Origin of the sequence: Hymenobacter segetis (assembly GCF_038448715.1) — a bacterium.
Classification (GTDB): Bacteria; Bacteroidota; Bacteroidia; order Cytophagales; family Hymenobacteraceae; genus Hymenobacter; species Hymenobacter segetis.
Genome location: NZ_JBCEVZ010000034.1, coordinates 24,195 through 38,516 on the forward strand (window position 1 = coordinate 24,195; position 14,322 = coordinate 38,516).

General features: G+C 63.2%; 10 protein-coding genes. 5 read left to right on the top strand and 5 right to left on the bottom strand.

Features of this window, described 5'->3' with window-relative positions:
• Nucleotides 1-35: 35 nt before the first annotated feature.
• Together AAFH49_RS13965 and AAFH49_RS13970 are read right to left on the bottom strand one after the other, a co-directional pair.
• A complete protein-coding gene (locus AAFH49_RS13965; RefSeq protein ID WP_342299056.1) occupies nucleotides 36-701 on the bottom strand; it encodes a DUF2461 domain-containing protein in 666 nt (221 codons plus the stop codon).
• A gap of 203 nt (nucleotides 702-904) precedes the next feature.
• Complete coding sequence (locus tag AAFH49_RS13970; RefSeq protein WP_342299057.1) at nucleotides 905-3,334, bottom strand: alkaline phosphatase family protein; 2,430 nt, start codon at nucleotides 3,332-3,334, stop codon at nucleotides 905-907.
• Nucleotides 3,335-3,560: 226 nt separating this feature from the next.
• On the opposite strand from AAFH49_RS13970, the gene AAFH49_RS13975 reads away from it, so the two are divergent.
• The 3 genes from AAFH49_RS13975 (at nucleotide 3,561) to AAFH49_RS13985 (ending at nucleotide 6,860) form a co-directional block, all read left to right on the top strand.
• Nucleotides 3,561-4,328 (top strand): L,D-transpeptidase family protein, encoded by a 768-nt coding sequence (locus AAFH49_RS13975; RefSeq protein WP_342299058.1) that lies wholly within the window; start codon nucleotides 3,561-3,563, stop codon nucleotides 4,326-4,328.
• A gap of 53 nt (nucleotides 4,329-4,381) precedes the next feature.
• Nucleotides 4,382-5,668: a glycosyltransferase family 87 protein gene (locus AAFH49_RS13980; protein WP_342299060.1), complete on the top strand. Its 1,287-nt coding sequence runs from the start codon at nucleotides 4,382-4,384 to the stop codon at nucleotides 5,666-5,668.
• Between the two features lie 85 nt (nucleotides 5,669-5,753).
• Complete coding sequence (locus AAFH49_RS13985; RefSeq protein WP_342299062.1) at nucleotides 5,754-6,860, top strand: WD40 repeat domain-containing protein; 1,107 nt, start codon at nucleotides 5,754-5,756, stop codon at nucleotides 6,858-6,860.
• A 175-nt stretch (nucleotides 6,861-7,035) separates the two neighbouring features.
• On the opposite strand, the gene AAFH49_RS13990 is transcribed toward AAFH49_RS13985, so the two are convergent.
• On the bottom strand, nucleotides 7,036-8,472 hold the full coding sequence (locus AAFH49_RS13990) for a DUF5723 family protein (RefSeq protein ID WP_342299065.1): 1,437 nt from the start codon (nucleotides 8,470-8,472) through the stop codon (nucleotides 7,036-7,038).
• Between the two features lie 87 nt (nucleotides 8,473-8,559).
• Here AAFH49_RS13990 and meaB point away from each other — a divergent pair, with 87 nt between their 5' ends.
• Nucleotides 8,560-9,540, top strand: coding sequence for a methylmalonyl Co-A mutase-associated GTPase MeaB (gene meaB, locus AAFH49_RS13995; RefSeq protein WP_342299067.1), 981 nt, complete (start codon nucleotides 8,560-8,562; stop codon nucleotides 9,538-9,540).
• Nucleotides 9,541-9,555: 15 nt separating this feature from the next.
• Here the strand turns inward: meaB and AAFH49_RS14000 are convergent, their stop codons facing one another.
• On the bottom strand, nucleotides 9,556-9,957 hold the full coding sequence (locus tag AAFH49_RS14000; protein ID WP_342299069.1) for a hypothetical protein: 402 nt from the start codon (nucleotides 9,955-9,957) through the stop codon (nucleotides 9,556-9,558).
• Between the two features lie 421 nt (nucleotides 9,958-10,378).
• Between AAFH49_RS14000 and AAFH49_RS14005 the strand changes: the two genes are divergently transcribed.
• Entirely contained in the window at nucleotides 10,379-11,563 is a 1,185-nt protein-coding gene (locus tag AAFH49_RS14005) for a gluzincin family metallopeptidase (RefSeq protein ID WP_342299071.1), read from the top strand.
• A 4-nt stretch (nucleotides 11,564-11,567) separates the two neighbouring features.
• On the opposite strand, the gene AAFH49_RS14010 is transcribed toward AAFH49_RS14005, so the two are convergent.
• Nucleotides 11,568-14,171, bottom strand: a complete 2,604-nt coding sequence (locus tag AAFH49_RS14010; protein WP_342299073.1) for a DUF5916 domain-containing protein — start codon at nucleotides 14,169-14,171, stop codon at nucleotides 11,568-11,570.
• Between the last annotated feature and the right edge of the window lie 151 nt (nucleotides 14,172-14,322).

A 14,322-nucleotide genomic window follows, 5' to 3' on the forward strand; every position in this document is an offset into this window, starting at 1 on the left:
ATGGAATCGTTGAATTCGCGGACTAAAAGTCCGCGCTACGCCTCAATCGCGCCGCGCAGGAACTGGCAGAAGGGGACCATCGCTGCAAATACATTCACCACGTGGGCACGAAAGTCGGCGTGGCTTAGCACTTCCGCATCGGTCATCAGGTGAGTAGCGGTGAAGCTTTTGTGCTTCAATAGCTCGATTTCGGGATGGTCGACGGAATAGGCGGCGGGGGATTTTTTGAGCCTATCGCCGCTCATGGAGCCGAAGTAGCGCTGGAAATCGGGCGCGGCCAGAATGGCTTTCAGCTTGTCGGCGTTGTAGTCAATTTCCTGGCGAATGGCGGCCAGCTGCGTTTTATCGGGCATATAAAAACCGCCGCCGATGAGCGTGTTACCATTTGGACCAATCTGCACGTAGTAGCCGGGCGTTTCAATATCCTTGCCGCTGGCGGTGAAGTAGGCCGAAAAATGCGTCTTGTACGGGTCTTTGTTGTTGCTGAACCGCACGTCGCGGTAGATGCGGAAGATGCTTTTGCGGCCGGCGGGGCCGGCGATGCCCGGGTCTAGCTTAGCCAGTTCCTGATACCAGAATTCGGCATCTTCCTCGAATTGCTTGCGGAGCTGGTCGTAGGTGGCTTTGCGCTCCTGAAACCAGGGCCGGTCGTTGTTTTTGGTGAGGGCGGTGAGGAAGGTGAAGAGGGGTTTGAGCTGCATGGGCGGGGGGAAGTTGGCGGTAAACTCCCCTCCTTACCAAGGAGGGGATGTTTCAGCGAAGCTGAAACGGGGGTGGTTGTGGCGTTGAACAGCTTCGCCCAGGTTTCGTTCGGACGTATTCCAGCTACCATTCAACGCCTACAACCACCCCAGCTGCCGCTTCGCGGCAGCGTCCCCTCCTTGGTAAAGAGGGGAGTTTTCGCTCAGTCATCATCGCCTTCCTCTTCTTCTCCATGTTCCGCCTTCGCCTCGCGCAGAAAAGCGGCGCGACGCGGGGCGGGCATGTGACTGTTTTCGCCCCGAATGGCCTGCCAGATATTCTCGTTGAAAGCCAGGTCGGGGGCGGCGTCTTCGCGGCTCATGTCGAACTTGAGGGAGCGGCGGGCGGGGGCGTTGAAGGCGGTATTGCGCACGTCCTGCGGGGTGGTGGCGGGGCGCAGGGCGTAGGGTTTGAAGTTGGGTTTTGGGGTGAAGCAGGCCCAGAGGGGCAGGGCGGCGGCATCGTACTGGCTCATGGGCGGCAGGCCGAGGATGAGCTCCAGCGTGCGCAGCATCCCGGAGGTGGTGTAGGCGGTGTGCACCACGGCGTGGCGGCGGATATACGGCCCCACGAGGTAGGCCGTGGAGCGGTGCGCGTCGATGTGGTCGGGGCCGTTCTGGGCGTCGTCTTCCACTACCATCACCACCGATTCTTTCCAGACGGGGCTTTTGGAGAGGTGCTCGATGAGGCGGCCGAGGGCGAGGTCATTGTCGGCGGCGTAGCTCAGAGGGCTGAATTCACCCTTGCGCGCGCCGAAAGTGTGGTCGTTGGGCAGGCGGATGATGCTGAGGTCGGGCAGCTGGTTGGCGGCCACCAACTGGTCGAAATCCTGCTCCCATACTTTCTCCCGGTCTACGTCGCGCACATGCAGGTCGAAGCCGGCATAGGCTTCGCAAAAGTGGCCTGCGATGGCCGGCAGGCTGGCTTTGCCCTTGTACACAAACTCGCCGTAGTTGCGGAAGCTGCGGCCGGCGCGGCGGCAGTAGTCCCACAGGAAGCCGTCTTTGGGCTCGGCTACTTCGCCGCGGTTGCCCTCGAAATCGTACTCGCCTCCCCGGCCGCTGTAGTTGCCGGGCCAGCTTTTTTCCACGAAATCAGTCGCGTAGGCGGCGGTACTCCAGTTGTGGCCGTCGGCGCTCACCTCGGCATCCACATAGAAATTATCGAGCAGCACAAACTCCCGCGTCAGGGCGTGGTGGTTGGGCGTCACCTTTTCGGGGAAGAGGCAGAGGCTGGCGTCACCGTTGCCAGCCGGTAAATCGCCCAGCACTTGGTCGTAGGTGCGGTTTTCCTTGATGATGTAGAACACGTGCTTGATGGGCGAAGCCTCCCCCACGCGCTGCGGCACGGGGCTGCCGGCGGGTACATCGGGCGCGGTTTCGCGGGTTTTGGTGAAGGGCGTGTTGGCGTAAACCTGGGCTGAGAAGGCGGCCAGGGCTTTTTCATCGGGCACAGGCAGGCGCGAGAGCGAGCCGAGCAGCAGCCCGCCGATGTAGCCTTTGCCTTTTTCGCCATCGTCGCGCACCGGGTTGGGGCCGTCGGGGTTGGGTTTCGAGGTGCTGCCTTTGCCGTTGGCAATCAGGAGCTGATTGCCAACCACGCGCACCGCCGTGGGGTACCAGCCCGTGGGGATGAAGCCCAGCGGCCGGCTGGCGCGGGGCTCGCGCACGTCGAACACAGCCAGGCAGTTGTTGTCGGCGTTGGCAATAAATAGCTGGGAGTCATCGGCGCTCAGGGTCAGGCCATCGGGCGTACTGCCGGCGGGCGAGGCAGGAAACAGGGCGGTATTCAGCGTTTCGATGACGAGGCCAACTCGGGTATCGATGACGGAAACCGAGTTGCTGTTGGCATTGGCCACGAACAAGCGGCGGCCGTCGCGGGTCAGGGCGAGGTCGTTGGGGTGGCTTTCGACGGGAATCGAAGCCAGTAATTGCTGCTTTTCGGTATCGTAAACCGCCACCGCGTGGCCGCCCCAGAGGGTGATGTAGAGCCTGGTGCCGTCGGGGCTGAGCAGGGTGCCGTAGGCTTCGGCGGGCAGCTTGAGGGTGCGCAGGATGCGGCGCGTTTTCAGGTCGAAGGTGTACAGAGAATTGTCCTCCCGGGTCACGGCGTAGAGCACGTTGTGGCGGCCATCGACGGCGAGGCCGGCTACGCCGATTTTCTGTTTCGGCCATTTCTGGCCCAGCACAAAGGCACTATCGGGCTGTAGTTTCTGGCCTTCGATGCGGAAGCAGTGAATGCGGTTGTGCTGCCCGCCAGAGGCGTAGAGCGTGCGGCCATCGGGCGCGAAGGCGAGGCCGGCCCAGGCGGCGGGCACCACTTTGGTATCGAGCACCTGGCCGGTGGCGGCATCCAGAAGCTGCACTGAGTTTTCGCCCCAACCGGCGTTGGTTACGGCGGCCAGGCGGCCGTCGGGGCTGATTTGCAGGCTCAGGGGGAGGTCGCCGAGGGGCGTGGTGGTGCCGGCGGGGCTGAGTTTCCAGCCGTTGGAAAGCTGGGTCTGGCTGGTGCCGGCAATGGGGCCGGGCAGCACGCCGGGGGCTTCGGGTGCAGCTTTGGTACTGGGGTTGCCGGAGCAACCGAGCAGCGCCAAAAGCGGCAGTATGGGGATAAAACGGCGGTATTTGGTTGAAATATGCATAAGCGGGCAGCCGGGCGGAGAAACCACCGCACCAGCCACCACGAAGGTAGCGGACGGGCCGCGCCGTACCCATTACGCGGGCGTTACCGATGCTGCAGTCGAACTTTTATGGTTAGGCTAAAATAGAAACTCCTGAATGCCGTTGTAGCCGCATCCCTCTTCATTCCGGTTTGTTTCTATGCTGCGTCGACTTTCGTGCTGCGTGCTGTTGGTATTGCCCGTTTTTCAGCTGCTGGCCCAGTCCTGTACCCCGCCTGCGGAGGGCTTGCCGGGCGCGAATTCGGCAGATTTCTGGCGGCAGCAACGGCAGTTCCCGCGCGTGCGGGCGGCCGAAGCGGCTACCGGCCCGGCCGTGGCCCACCTGCTGCGCACGCACTACCTCGACCCGCGCCGGCTGGAAATCATGTTCCGCCTCGTGAAAACCCGCATGGAGTTGGAAGTGTGGGCCCGCAACCAGGGCGGCGGGCCCTTTGAGCTGCTCCACGCCTACCCGCTGGCGGCTACCTCGGGCGCGCTCGGCCCCAAGCGCCGGGCCGGCGACTACCAGGTGCCGGAGGGCTTCTACGAAATCGACCGCTTTAATCCCAAGAGCAATTACCACCTCTCGCTGGGCCTCAACTACCCCAACGCCGCCGATTTGGCTTTGGGCGAGCCCAACCCCGGCGGCGACATTTTCATCCACGGCGGCGAGGCCAGCATCGGCTGCCTGCCCATCACCGATGCCGGCATTGAGGAAGTGTACTTGCTGGCCGTGACGGCCCGGGCGGCCGGGCAGGCAGTGATTCCGGTGCACATTTTCCCGTTTCCACTCACAGAGGTTGAGCTGGCGAAACACGCCGCGAGCCCGCACCTGGCCTTCTGGCGCGGGCTGCTGCCGGGCTACGCTTATTTTGAAAAGCACCACGAGCCGGCAGAGCCGATGCAGCTGGCGGTAGCCGGTAAGTAGCGGCCGGCCGGGCGTAAGTTTGACCGGCCGCACCATTCAGCGGCGCTTTTTGCATGAATCCTTCCGTTACTCACAGGGCCGGGCGGGCGGCGCGGCGCTGGTTTACCCTGCCGCCGGGGCTGGTGCTGGTGCTCGCCCTAGTGGCCGCGGCCAACCTCACCAAGCTCAGCAGCGTGCACTTCGGCCCCGACCGGCCGGTGGATTTCCGCCCGGCCTACGTGGGCCAGTGGGCCCTGCGCCACGGCCTCGACCCTTACCAGGACCGCGACATTCGGGAAAGCTGGCGGCGCATTGTGGCCGACGAAAACCTGGTTTCGCACAGCACGCCCGGTCTGCCCGACCAAGCGTTTATCTACCCGCCCTGGGCAGCGGCCTGGCTGGGCATACTGCTTGGTGCCCTGCCCTACAGCCTGGCTTGGCCGCTGTGGTACGGCGTGGTGCTCCTGGCCCTGCTAGCGGCCTGCTACGCCACTCAGCGCGCCCTGGCGCGCCTCAACGCCCCGCCGCTCACCACCGCCGACCTGCTCCTCACGGCTCTGGCCCTGAAAGCTACCGTGGTGGCCCTCATCAACGGGCAGAATACTTTTATGGCCTTGGCGCTGGCCACCGGGGCTTGGTGGGCCGCTGGTGCGGGACGCCGCACGCTGGCCGGGGTGCTGCTAGGGCTGGCCGCATTCAAAATCACCGTGGCGCTGCCTTTCATTGGGTTATTTCTGTTGGAGAAGCGCTGGCGCAGCATCGTGTTGGGCGGGGCCGTGGGCGCGGTAATGCTGGCGTTGTTTTGGTTTTGGGCGGCTGACCCGGCATCTAGCCTGGCCAGCTACCGCCACCTGCTCGATTTCGTGCAGGCCGACGTGGTGCGCCCCACGCAGCCCGGCTACCCGCTGGGCCGGGGCATGATTCTGCAATTTGAACTGCGCAACCTGCTGGAGTTTCTGCGGCCCGGCGGGCACCGTTGGGCCGGACTGGCGGGGCTGGGGCTGGCGGGACTGGTGCTGGTCCGGCTCTGGGGCCTGCGGCGGGCTGGCCACTCGCTGGATGGGCTCTACGCGCTGCTGCTGCTGCATTTGCTGGGCCTGCTTTTCACCTACCATGTAGTATATGATGCCCTGCTGCTGCTGCCGCTGCTGGCCTATGGACGGGCCTTTCCGGGGCGGGTGCAGGCGGGACTGCTAGCGCTGACGGTGCCGTTTTTTCTGCCCATTAATGGCCTATTGGACCGGCTGGGGCAGCCTATGGCGTTGCATCTACTCTACTTCACGCTGCCGCTGGCCACGCTGGGCCTACTGCTGTACCTGCTGGTGCTGGGGCCGCGCCCGCTGGGGCCGGTACGCGCATAATCGGGCACCGCTCATCGGCCCGGGCAGTTAGGTAGACCAATTGGCCCGATTTTTTCGTTAACCCCGCGAACTACTTATCAAACAAATGCGCTCAAAACGCCTTTTTCTCGCCCTGCTGCCGCTGCTGCTCACCCTCACGGCCCGCGCCCAGCGCCCCACCGACATCTGGTATTTCGGCCAGCAGGCCGGCCTCACCTTTGCCGATGGCAACACGCCCAAACCGCTGAACGACGGCAAGATGAGCACCTACGAGGGCTGCGCCGTGGCCACCACCGCCAAGGGCGAACTGCTCTTCTACACCAATGGCGAAACCGTGTGGAACCGCAAGCACCAGCCCATGCCCAACGGCCACAAGCTGATGGGCAGCGGCAGCAGCACCCAGTCGGCCCTCATCGTGCCCGACCCCGGCTCGGGCAACATCTTCTACATCTTCACGGTAGCGCCGCAGGGCACGCCCAACGGCCTGCGCTACTCGATAGTGGACATGACCCGTGCCGACGGCTTCGGCGACCTGCCCCGGGTGAATCTGCTGCTAATCCAGCCGGTAGCCGAAAAGCTGGCCGCCGTGCGCCACGCCAACGGCCGCGATACCTGGGTAGTGGCCCACCGCTGGAATTCCAACGCCTTCGTGAGCTACCTCGTCACGGCCGATGGCGTATCGGCCAAGCCGCTGATGAGCAACGTGGGCAGCATGAACGCCGGCCCCGGCCGCAACGCCATCGGCGCGCTCAAGTTTTCGCCCGATGGCAAGCATCTGGCCGCCGCACTGTGGAAGGAAACCAACAAATTCGAGATTTACGATTTCGACCGCAATACGGGCAAGGTCAGCAACCCGCGCGGTTTTGGGCCTTATGCCGAGGCGTATGGGGTTGAGTTTTCGCCCGATGGCAAGTTCTTATATGGCACCTGCAACGGCCTGGGCGGCGGCGAAACCCAGATTTGGCAGTTTGATTTGGCGAAGAAAGCCAGCCCGCCGGTGCTGGTGGGCAAGTCGGCCAACCGCAAAATCGGCGCGCTCCAGCTCGGGCCGGATGGCCGCATCTACGTGGCCCGCGAGGACAACCCCAACCTCGGCGTTATCGAGCAGCCCAACGTGGCCGGCAAGGACTGCAAGTACGTGGACGAAGGCCTGAAACTCGGCGGCCGCCGCAGCAAGCTGGGTTTGCCGGCGTTTGTAGTGGTGCCGAATTAGAGATTTTGTCATTGCGAGGAGGCACGACGAAGCAATCCGTCCTGTACAATATGATAAGCCCTAATAATGTGAAAAGCCCCGGCACTGTGCAGTGCCGGGGCTTTCTGGTATAAGAAAGAGTCTGGTTTTGACAGGACGGATTGCGTCGTCGTGCCTCCTCGCAATGACAGGCGGCCTACTCCGAACCGCCAATCTTGAAGCGCAGTAAGCCGAAGGCCACCGAGCTATACGGCGAGTCTTCGCTGAGCAGGCCCACCACGTCGCGGGTGCTGATGCCGGCTTCCCAGAGGGGCGACACGAAGGTGAGACCCAGTGGCAGGCTCTTGCCATAGCCCGCGCCGGTGGTGAAGCCGCTGCTCAGTTTCAGCCAGTTTAGGGGCTTGTAATCGACGCCGAGGCCCATGAAGGTGGTGGTGAGGTTGCCGGCCACTTTGTTGAGGGGCGCAGTTACGTCGAGGCCGGCTTCGAAGAACTTGTTGATGCGGATGCCGCCACCCAGGCGCAGCTTGGCGGGCAGGGCGGCCGTGCGCTCTTTGGCCGTGGTGTAGGTGAACAGGTTTTGCTTGTCGGTATCGAACTGCGAGCTGATTTCCTTGAGCACGTTGTAGGTCTGCACGCCGGTAGAGGCGGTTTGCTGGAGCTTCTGGTCGGAGGCTTCGAGCACGTTGCCGGTCCAGGTCATCGAGCCCATATCAGTCACCGAAGCGCCGAAGCGGAAGATTTTGCCGATTTCAGCCGATACGCCGGCGTCGAAGCCGTTGCCGTGGCCCACGGGTTTCAGGCCCGAGCCCGACTCGTAGTTGAAGTTAGAAGCATTGGTGGCCAGCGCGCCGTAGTTCACATCGAACACTGGCGAAAGCGACGTGTAGGCCGTCAAACTCCCGCCGCTCACCCGGATATCGGCGATGCCGATGCCCTGAATGTAGCGGTAGCCCGCGCCTAATGACAGTTTCAGACCGTCATTATGGTACACCTGAATGCCGTAGGCCACATTAAACTCGTTGGTCACGGCCGCCTGGATGCTGGTGCCATCCAGCACGGTGGAGATGAGGGGCGCGTTGGCGGCCGTGGGCGTGGGCGTGCCGCTGGTGTTGGGCGTGGGGTAATACTTTTTCACCACATCGGCGTTCTGGCCGTTGATGATGATATCGGCGGCGTTGCGGTTGAGGGCGAGGTGGCCGCCCACGCGCTGCCGGCTGCTGAAGGCCAAGCCGCCCAGGCCGTTGGGCAGCGTCACGGCAAAGCCGAAGAGGTTGGTGTCGACGTTAAAGTTCAGCACGTTGTCGCCGCTGAGCTGGGTGACCAGCGTGGCTTTTTCGGCGGCCCCGATGCTCTGCTTGCCGTCGTAGAGGATGTGCTTGAAGGTGGTTTTGCTCAGCGACTGCGAGCCGATGCCCGCCCCCACTTCGCCGATGGTGAAGGCCACGCGGAAGTTGGTGTTGCGGCCTAGGTTGGCGGGGTTGATGCCGATGGCCTGGTAGTCGGTGGCGAAGGTGTTGATGACGCCGCCCCGGCCCGTGGCCGAGAAGTTGCTGAGCTCGTTTTGGGCGAAGGCGGTGGCGGGCAGGGCCAGCCCGGCGGCCAGCGATAAGAGGCGGTAAGGGACTTTCATGCAGAAATGCGCTAAGGGGTGGTTAGTTTGCAGCGGGATATGCCCCCGCCAAAAACCATCCGCAAGCTAACGCCAACCGCCCAAACATTGCCTCCCAAACGCCTTTCTGCCGCCGAGTACGCCGCTGGCATCCGGGCCGGCTCCCGCACGGTGCTGGGCCGGGCCATCACCCTCGTCGAAAGCACGCTGCCCAGCGACCACGCCCTGGCGCAGGAGGTGTTGCAGGCCGTGCTGCCGGATACCGGACGCAGCCTGCGGGTGGGCATCACGGGCGTGCCGGGCGTGGGCAAAAGCACGTTTATCGAGGCATTGGGGCGGTATCTGGTCGAAACCAAAGGCCTGAAACTGGCCGTGCTGGCCGTGGACCCCAGCAGCCAGCGCGGCGGCGGCAGCATTCTGGGCGACAAGACGCGGATGCCCTGGCTCTCGGCCCAGCCGGCGGCGTTCATCCGTCCCTCCCCCGCCGGCAGCAGCCTGGGCGGGGTGGCGCGGGCCACGCGCGAGGCCTTGCTACTATGCGAAGCGGCGGGCCACGACGTGATTATCGTGGAGACGGTGGGCGTGGGGCAGTCGGAAACGACGGTGCATGGGCTGGTCGATTTCTTCCTGCTGCTGATGCTGGCCGGGGCCGGCGACGAATTGCAGGGCGTGAAGCGCGGCATTATGGAAATGGCCGATGCGCTGTGCATCACCAAGGCCGACCACGGCAACGAGCAGGCCGCCCGCCGCGCCCGCCTCGATTACCAGAGTGCGCTGCACCTGTTTCCGACGCCGCCCTCGGGACAGGTGGTGCCGGTGCTGCTCACCTCGGCGGTGGATGGCACGGGCATCGGGGCGGTGTGGGAGGTCATCGAAAACTATGCCGCCGCTACCCGGGCCAGTGGCTATTTCGGGCAGCGGCGACAGCAGCAGCAGTTGCAATGGCTGCACCAAAGCATTGTGCAGGCGCTGGAATCGCGGTTTTATAATGACCCGAAGGTGCGGGCGCGGCTGCCAGCGGTGCAGGCGGCGGTGGCCGCCGGCGGGCTCACGCCCTTCGCGGCGGCCGAGGAGTTGCTGGGGCTGTAGCTGTTGCCGGCCGGCTTAGAGGGCAGCCAGGCCGTTTTCGACGCGGTGCGTGGTGGTTTCGCGCACGGCGATGGTGGCCGCGCCGGGGGCTTTGTTGTCGACCTGGATGGTGTAGCGGTAGCGGTCGGGGCCGACGCGGAGGGTGAGGGCGTAGCGGCCGCTGGGCAGGGTGTTGAACTTGAGCAGGGTGCCGTAGGCGGGCAGGCGGTGGGTTTCGTTGAGGATGAGGGTGGCGGTGCTGAGGTTTTCGACCTGCATAGCGATGGGCCGCGTGGAGGAATTGTAGATGCGGACGCGCAGGCTGGCGGCATCGGGCTGGGTGACCTGCACGGGCTGGGGCTGCTGGGCCTGGGCGGCGAAGCTGGTCACGGTGGCCAGGACGAAAATGGCGGGGCGGAGGTGGGCGGAGAGGTTCATAATCAACAAGCGAAAAAAGGTGGGTGATGGAAGTGGTTTGTCCCTGGCGAGTGTCCGGTTTTGAGCGGTTGTGGGCCGGGGGTAATTGGGTAGATTCCATCGCCGTGCCATATTTTTAAATGATTATCAACCAGCATTATATCTACAACAATCACTGATTAAGGGTGTAAAAACCTGTTCACAGCCGGGCAAGTGTCCACTTCTGAACGGCAGTTGTTGAATCGCCACATGATGTCGTTTTACTAAGCCAATTTATCAGCATCAGTCGGGGCTCTTTTTAGCCTATCTGACAGGAGGCTAACTTTGATTCTCCGTAGCTTTCGAGCCTTTCCTACTGCTTTTCTACCGCTCAATGAAGTGTTTCCTGCTGCTGCTTTTTCTAATTTCATTCAGCAGCATACGAGCCCGCCAGCTAGAACCCGTGGTTCGGCTACAAGTGCGGGTGATGCCCGACGCGCACGCCTTCACCTGCCGCTACACCCTGACCGTACCGGCCGGCGACACCGCCACCACCTTGGCCCTCAATCTGGACCGCCGCTTTCGCATTGCACGCGTGCAGGCCCCGCGGGCCCAACAGCAGCGCGTGGCGCGGGTGTATTACCCCTTCTTCGGCGATACGCTGCAATGCGTGCAGGTGCGCTACGCGGCCCGTAGCCACCAGGCCCGGCGCATCACGCTCACGTATTCCGGGGTGCTTACCGAGAAGTTTTTCACGGCGCAGGTGCTGGAGTTTAGCGGGCACAGCGGCTGGCTGCCGTTTCGGCCCTTACGCGAATATGAGCCGGTGCGCTACACGCTGGATGTGCGCACCCCGCCCGGCTATCAGGTGCTGAGCACCACGGCCCCACGCCGACAGCGCCCGGGGCACTGGGCATTTCGGGGGCGCACCAGCGCCATTGAGATTACGGCGCTGGTGGGGCAGCACTTTGCGCGGGCGCAGGCGGCGGCGCGGCCGTTGGTGGGCGTGGTCAAGGCGGGCCCGGCACTAGGACGGCCCGATTCGGTGCTGCTGCACCAGGCGGCGGGCATTATCGGCTTCTACAACCGCACCATTGGGCAGCAGGATTCAATCAGGGCGTTCCGGGTGTTGCTGCCGGGTACCAACCGCGATGCCTTTGGGTTGCTGGCCAATGCCACGGTTATTACCTATTCAGAATTTAACACGGCCGACCGGGGCGATTTACTGATTCTAGCCCATGAAATCAGCCACAAGTGGTGGGGCTACGGCTCGGTGCACGACGAAAACGACTGGCTGAACGAGGCCTTTGCTACGTATTCGAGCCTTCTCTATCTGCAGGCCAGCGGCGACACCGCCGGCTACCGCCTGGAGCTGGCCAAGCGCGCCAAAACCGCCGTTGGCACCCCGCCCCTGCTGGGGTTCGACCGCACCAAATACGACTACCCGATGTACCGCCGCGTCATCTACGACAAGGGCACGGTGCTGCTGGCGGCTCTGCACGCCCGCCTCGGCACTGGGCCATTCGTGGCCGTGCTGGCGGCCACAGCGGCCCGACAGGTCAGCACAACAGCCGCATTTCTAGACGTGGTGGCCCAAACCGTCGGGTCGGATACGCGGGCATGGCTGCTGGCGAAGCTGCAACGGTAGCCTCTTATCCCCGCCGGGGGCGCAGGGCCAGGTAATCCAAGTAATACAGCACTTTTATCGACACCGAGTTATTGTGCGGGGTGTTGATGGTGTTGCTCAGGTTATCGAAGTAGAGCGGGGTGGCGGCATTGGCCTCGAAGAAGGAGGCACCGGCGTTTTTCCAGACGATGCTGACCTGGGAGCCGGGCGCGAACCACCAGGAATAAACGGCGTCGATGTTGAAGGCGTTGAAGGTATTGTCGCGGTTGCGGGTGTAGGCGGGTTCGGGGGTTTCGAGGCCGTCGGGGTGCAGGCGGGAGAAGTCGCGGTAGTGCACGTTGCTCACGTAGTGCCGCAGGCGGATGTTGAACGACATGCGGTTGGTGAAGGTGTAGGTGCCCGTGGCGGTGTTGGTGAAGGTGGTGACGTGGCGGCGGCCGAGGAGCACGTCGCCATCGGAGCCGCCGAAGCGGGTGAGGAAGTCGTTGTCGTAGGGCAGGCTGCTGTCGAGGCCGCCGGCGTAGCCAATCTGGTTGCGGGCAATGGCGTAGCCGATGGAATAGACGAAGCTGAGCTGGTTGCTGACGCGGTAGCGCGGCCCGAGCGTGAGGGAGTAGCTGCTGCGGCCGGTGCGGTCGCCGTCGGCGGCAAAATGCCGGGTGCTGTAGTTGATATCCCAGGCGAATTTCTTGCGGTAGTCGGAGGAGAAAAAGCCGTTCAGGCCGAAGGTAGCGGGCTTGCGCACGTAGTATTTGCCGAGCGGCGCGCGACGCGGGTCGAAGTAGTCGCGGGTGAGCGGATTGGCATCGAGGTTGATGCCGGTGGTGAGGAAGTTTTTGGTGAAGGTGGTGTTGCCGCCCAGGTACAGGCCCATGTCCTGGTAGAGGTTGGGCTGCTCTAAGCGCGAATACGAGGCACTGGCGTAGGTACTGAGCTTATTGACCTTCCAAAAGGGCTTGTAGATGTTGTAGTTGGCGTAGAGCGACTGCGAGATGTTGTTGTTGGCGAAGAGCAGGCCGAGGTCGTTGGGGTTGTAGCTGTGCGACTCGATGCCGTGGTCGAGGCCCCAGGTGAAATTGCCCGAGATTTTGTTGAAGGCCAGGTAGTATTTGTAGCCGTTCTGGTCGTCGATTTCGTCGGTGGTGCCGAAGGCATTGCCGCGGCGGCGGGAGTACATCACGCGGCCGTCGAGGGCGTAGGTATTGGCCTTGGTGGCGAAGCGGAAGAGGCCGCCGGTCACGTTGGCGTCGTAGGTGCTGCCGGCCCGGGTCACGTTGGTGTTGATGAGGCTCACATAGGAGTTGTTTTTGAGGCTCTGGTCGAGCACTACGATGTTGTAGTTGCTAAGCGGCTGGGTGAGGATGTCGCGCCGCTGGCCGGTGGTGCTGTCCTGCACGGTGGCGTACACGTCGTTGCTCACGGCGTTGAAGATGCCCACGCCGAGGCCCTTGCTGGTGCGGCCCGAGACTTTGGTGGCGTTCAGCAGGCGCGTGATGCCGGGGTTCTGCACGATGAACTCGCCGCCTTGGCGCTTGCCATCCCGGCCGGTGGTGCCGGTGCGCAGCTGCCCGCCCACGTTGCCGAAGCCCAGCGGCTGCGCCCCCACCCGCCGCGAATAGAACAGGCCGCCCTTGTTGAACAGCTCGGTGCCTTCGGTGAAAAAGCCCCGGTTTTCGTTGTACTGTACCTCGAAAGGCGAGAGGTTGAGCACCTGGTTGTCGCTTTGCACCTGGCCGAAATCGGGCACCAGCGTGGCATCCAGCGTGAAGCTTTCGTTGATGCCCCACTTCACGTCGGCCCCGCCGTTGAAGGTGGTGGTGGTGTTTTGCTTGCCCTGTTCGTTGTAGGGGTAGTGGTTCACGTAGGCCGAGACGTAGGGCGTGAGGGAGAGGCGCAGCGGCGGCTTGAGGTCGCGCAGGCCGGTGAGCTCGCCCCACTGGTTCACGAAGCCGTCCACCTGCGGCTTCACCTCATTCCAGAAAAACTTCTGGCGGGAGCTGCGCCGCTGCCGGCCAAAATTCAGCCCCCACACCTGCTCCGTGGCCTTGCTGAAACGGATGGCAGAGTAGGGAATGCGGATTTCGGCTATCCAGTCGTTGCCGCGCAGGGCGGTGCGCGAGTCCCACACGGCGTTCCAGGAGCCGTCCTCGCCGTTGGTGGGCGACTGCCGGGCATCGAGCTGCACCCCGCCCGAGCTCACGATGAATTCGTAGCCGTTGAGATGGTCTTTGTAGGTATCGAAAAATACCCCAAACCAGTCCGAATTACCGATATTATCCCGGTTGCTCAGCTCCCGCAGAATGGAATCCTGCGACACATCGTGCATAATGGCGCCCACGTAAATCGCGGCATCGTCGTAGAGCACGCGTACTTCGGTGGGGTGGGTTTCGATGGGGCCGGGTGTGGGCTCCAGCTCGTAGAAATTGGTGGCGATGGGGGCCGACTGCCACACGGCCTCATCCAGCAGGCCATCGAGCTTGGGCGGGGTACTGATGCGCGTGGCCTGGAGCTGGCGCTTTGGCGCGGGCCGGGCAGCATCGGTAGCAGCGGGTGCAGCCGCCGGCGCTTGCTGGGCCCGGGCCACCCCGATAAAAAGACTAAACCAACAAAGCAGTAAAAAACAACGCATAATATTCGTCCGAAACAGAATAGCTTTCGGAGGGGCCAAGAGATGCTGGATGAGGTGGAAGAGTTGCTTGCAGCGAGGCAATTTTTCAGGTGAGTTGAAAATAATCGGGCACAAAAAAGCCGGTTTCCCGCTAGAAAACCGGCTTTTTTGT

Bases quoted from the DNA above. Each gene is read 5' to 3' on its own strand.
- AAFH49_RS13965 (WP_342299056.1), bottom strand. From the start codon at position 701: ATGCAGCTCAAACCCCTCTTCACCTTCCTCACCGCCCTCACCAAAAAC.
- AAFH49_RS13980 (WP_342299060.1), top strand. From the start codon at position 4,382: ATGAATCCTTCCGTTACTCACAGGGCCGGGCGGGCGGCGCGGCGCTGG.
- AAFH49_RS13985 (WP_342299062.1), top strand. From the start codon at position 5,754: ATGCGCTCAAAACGCCTTTTTCTCGCCCTGCTGCCGCTGCTGCTCACC.
- AAFH49_RS13975 (WP_342299058.1), top strand. From the start codon at position 3,561: ATGCTGCGTCGACTTTCGTGCTGCGTGCTGTTGGTATTGCCCGTTTTT.
- AAFH49_RS13990 (WP_342299065.1), bottom strand. From the start codon at position 8,472: ATGAAAGTCCCTTACCGCCTCTTATCGCTGGCCGCCGGGCTGGCCCTG.
- AAFH49_RS14000 (WP_342299069.1), bottom strand. From the start codon at position 9,957: ATGAACCTCTCCGCCCACCTCCGCCCCGCCATTTTCGTCCTGGCCACC.
- AAFH49_RS14010 (WP_342299073.1), bottom strand. From the start codon at position 14,171: ATGCGTTGTTTTTTACTGCTTTGTTGGTTTAGTCTTTTTATCGGGGTG.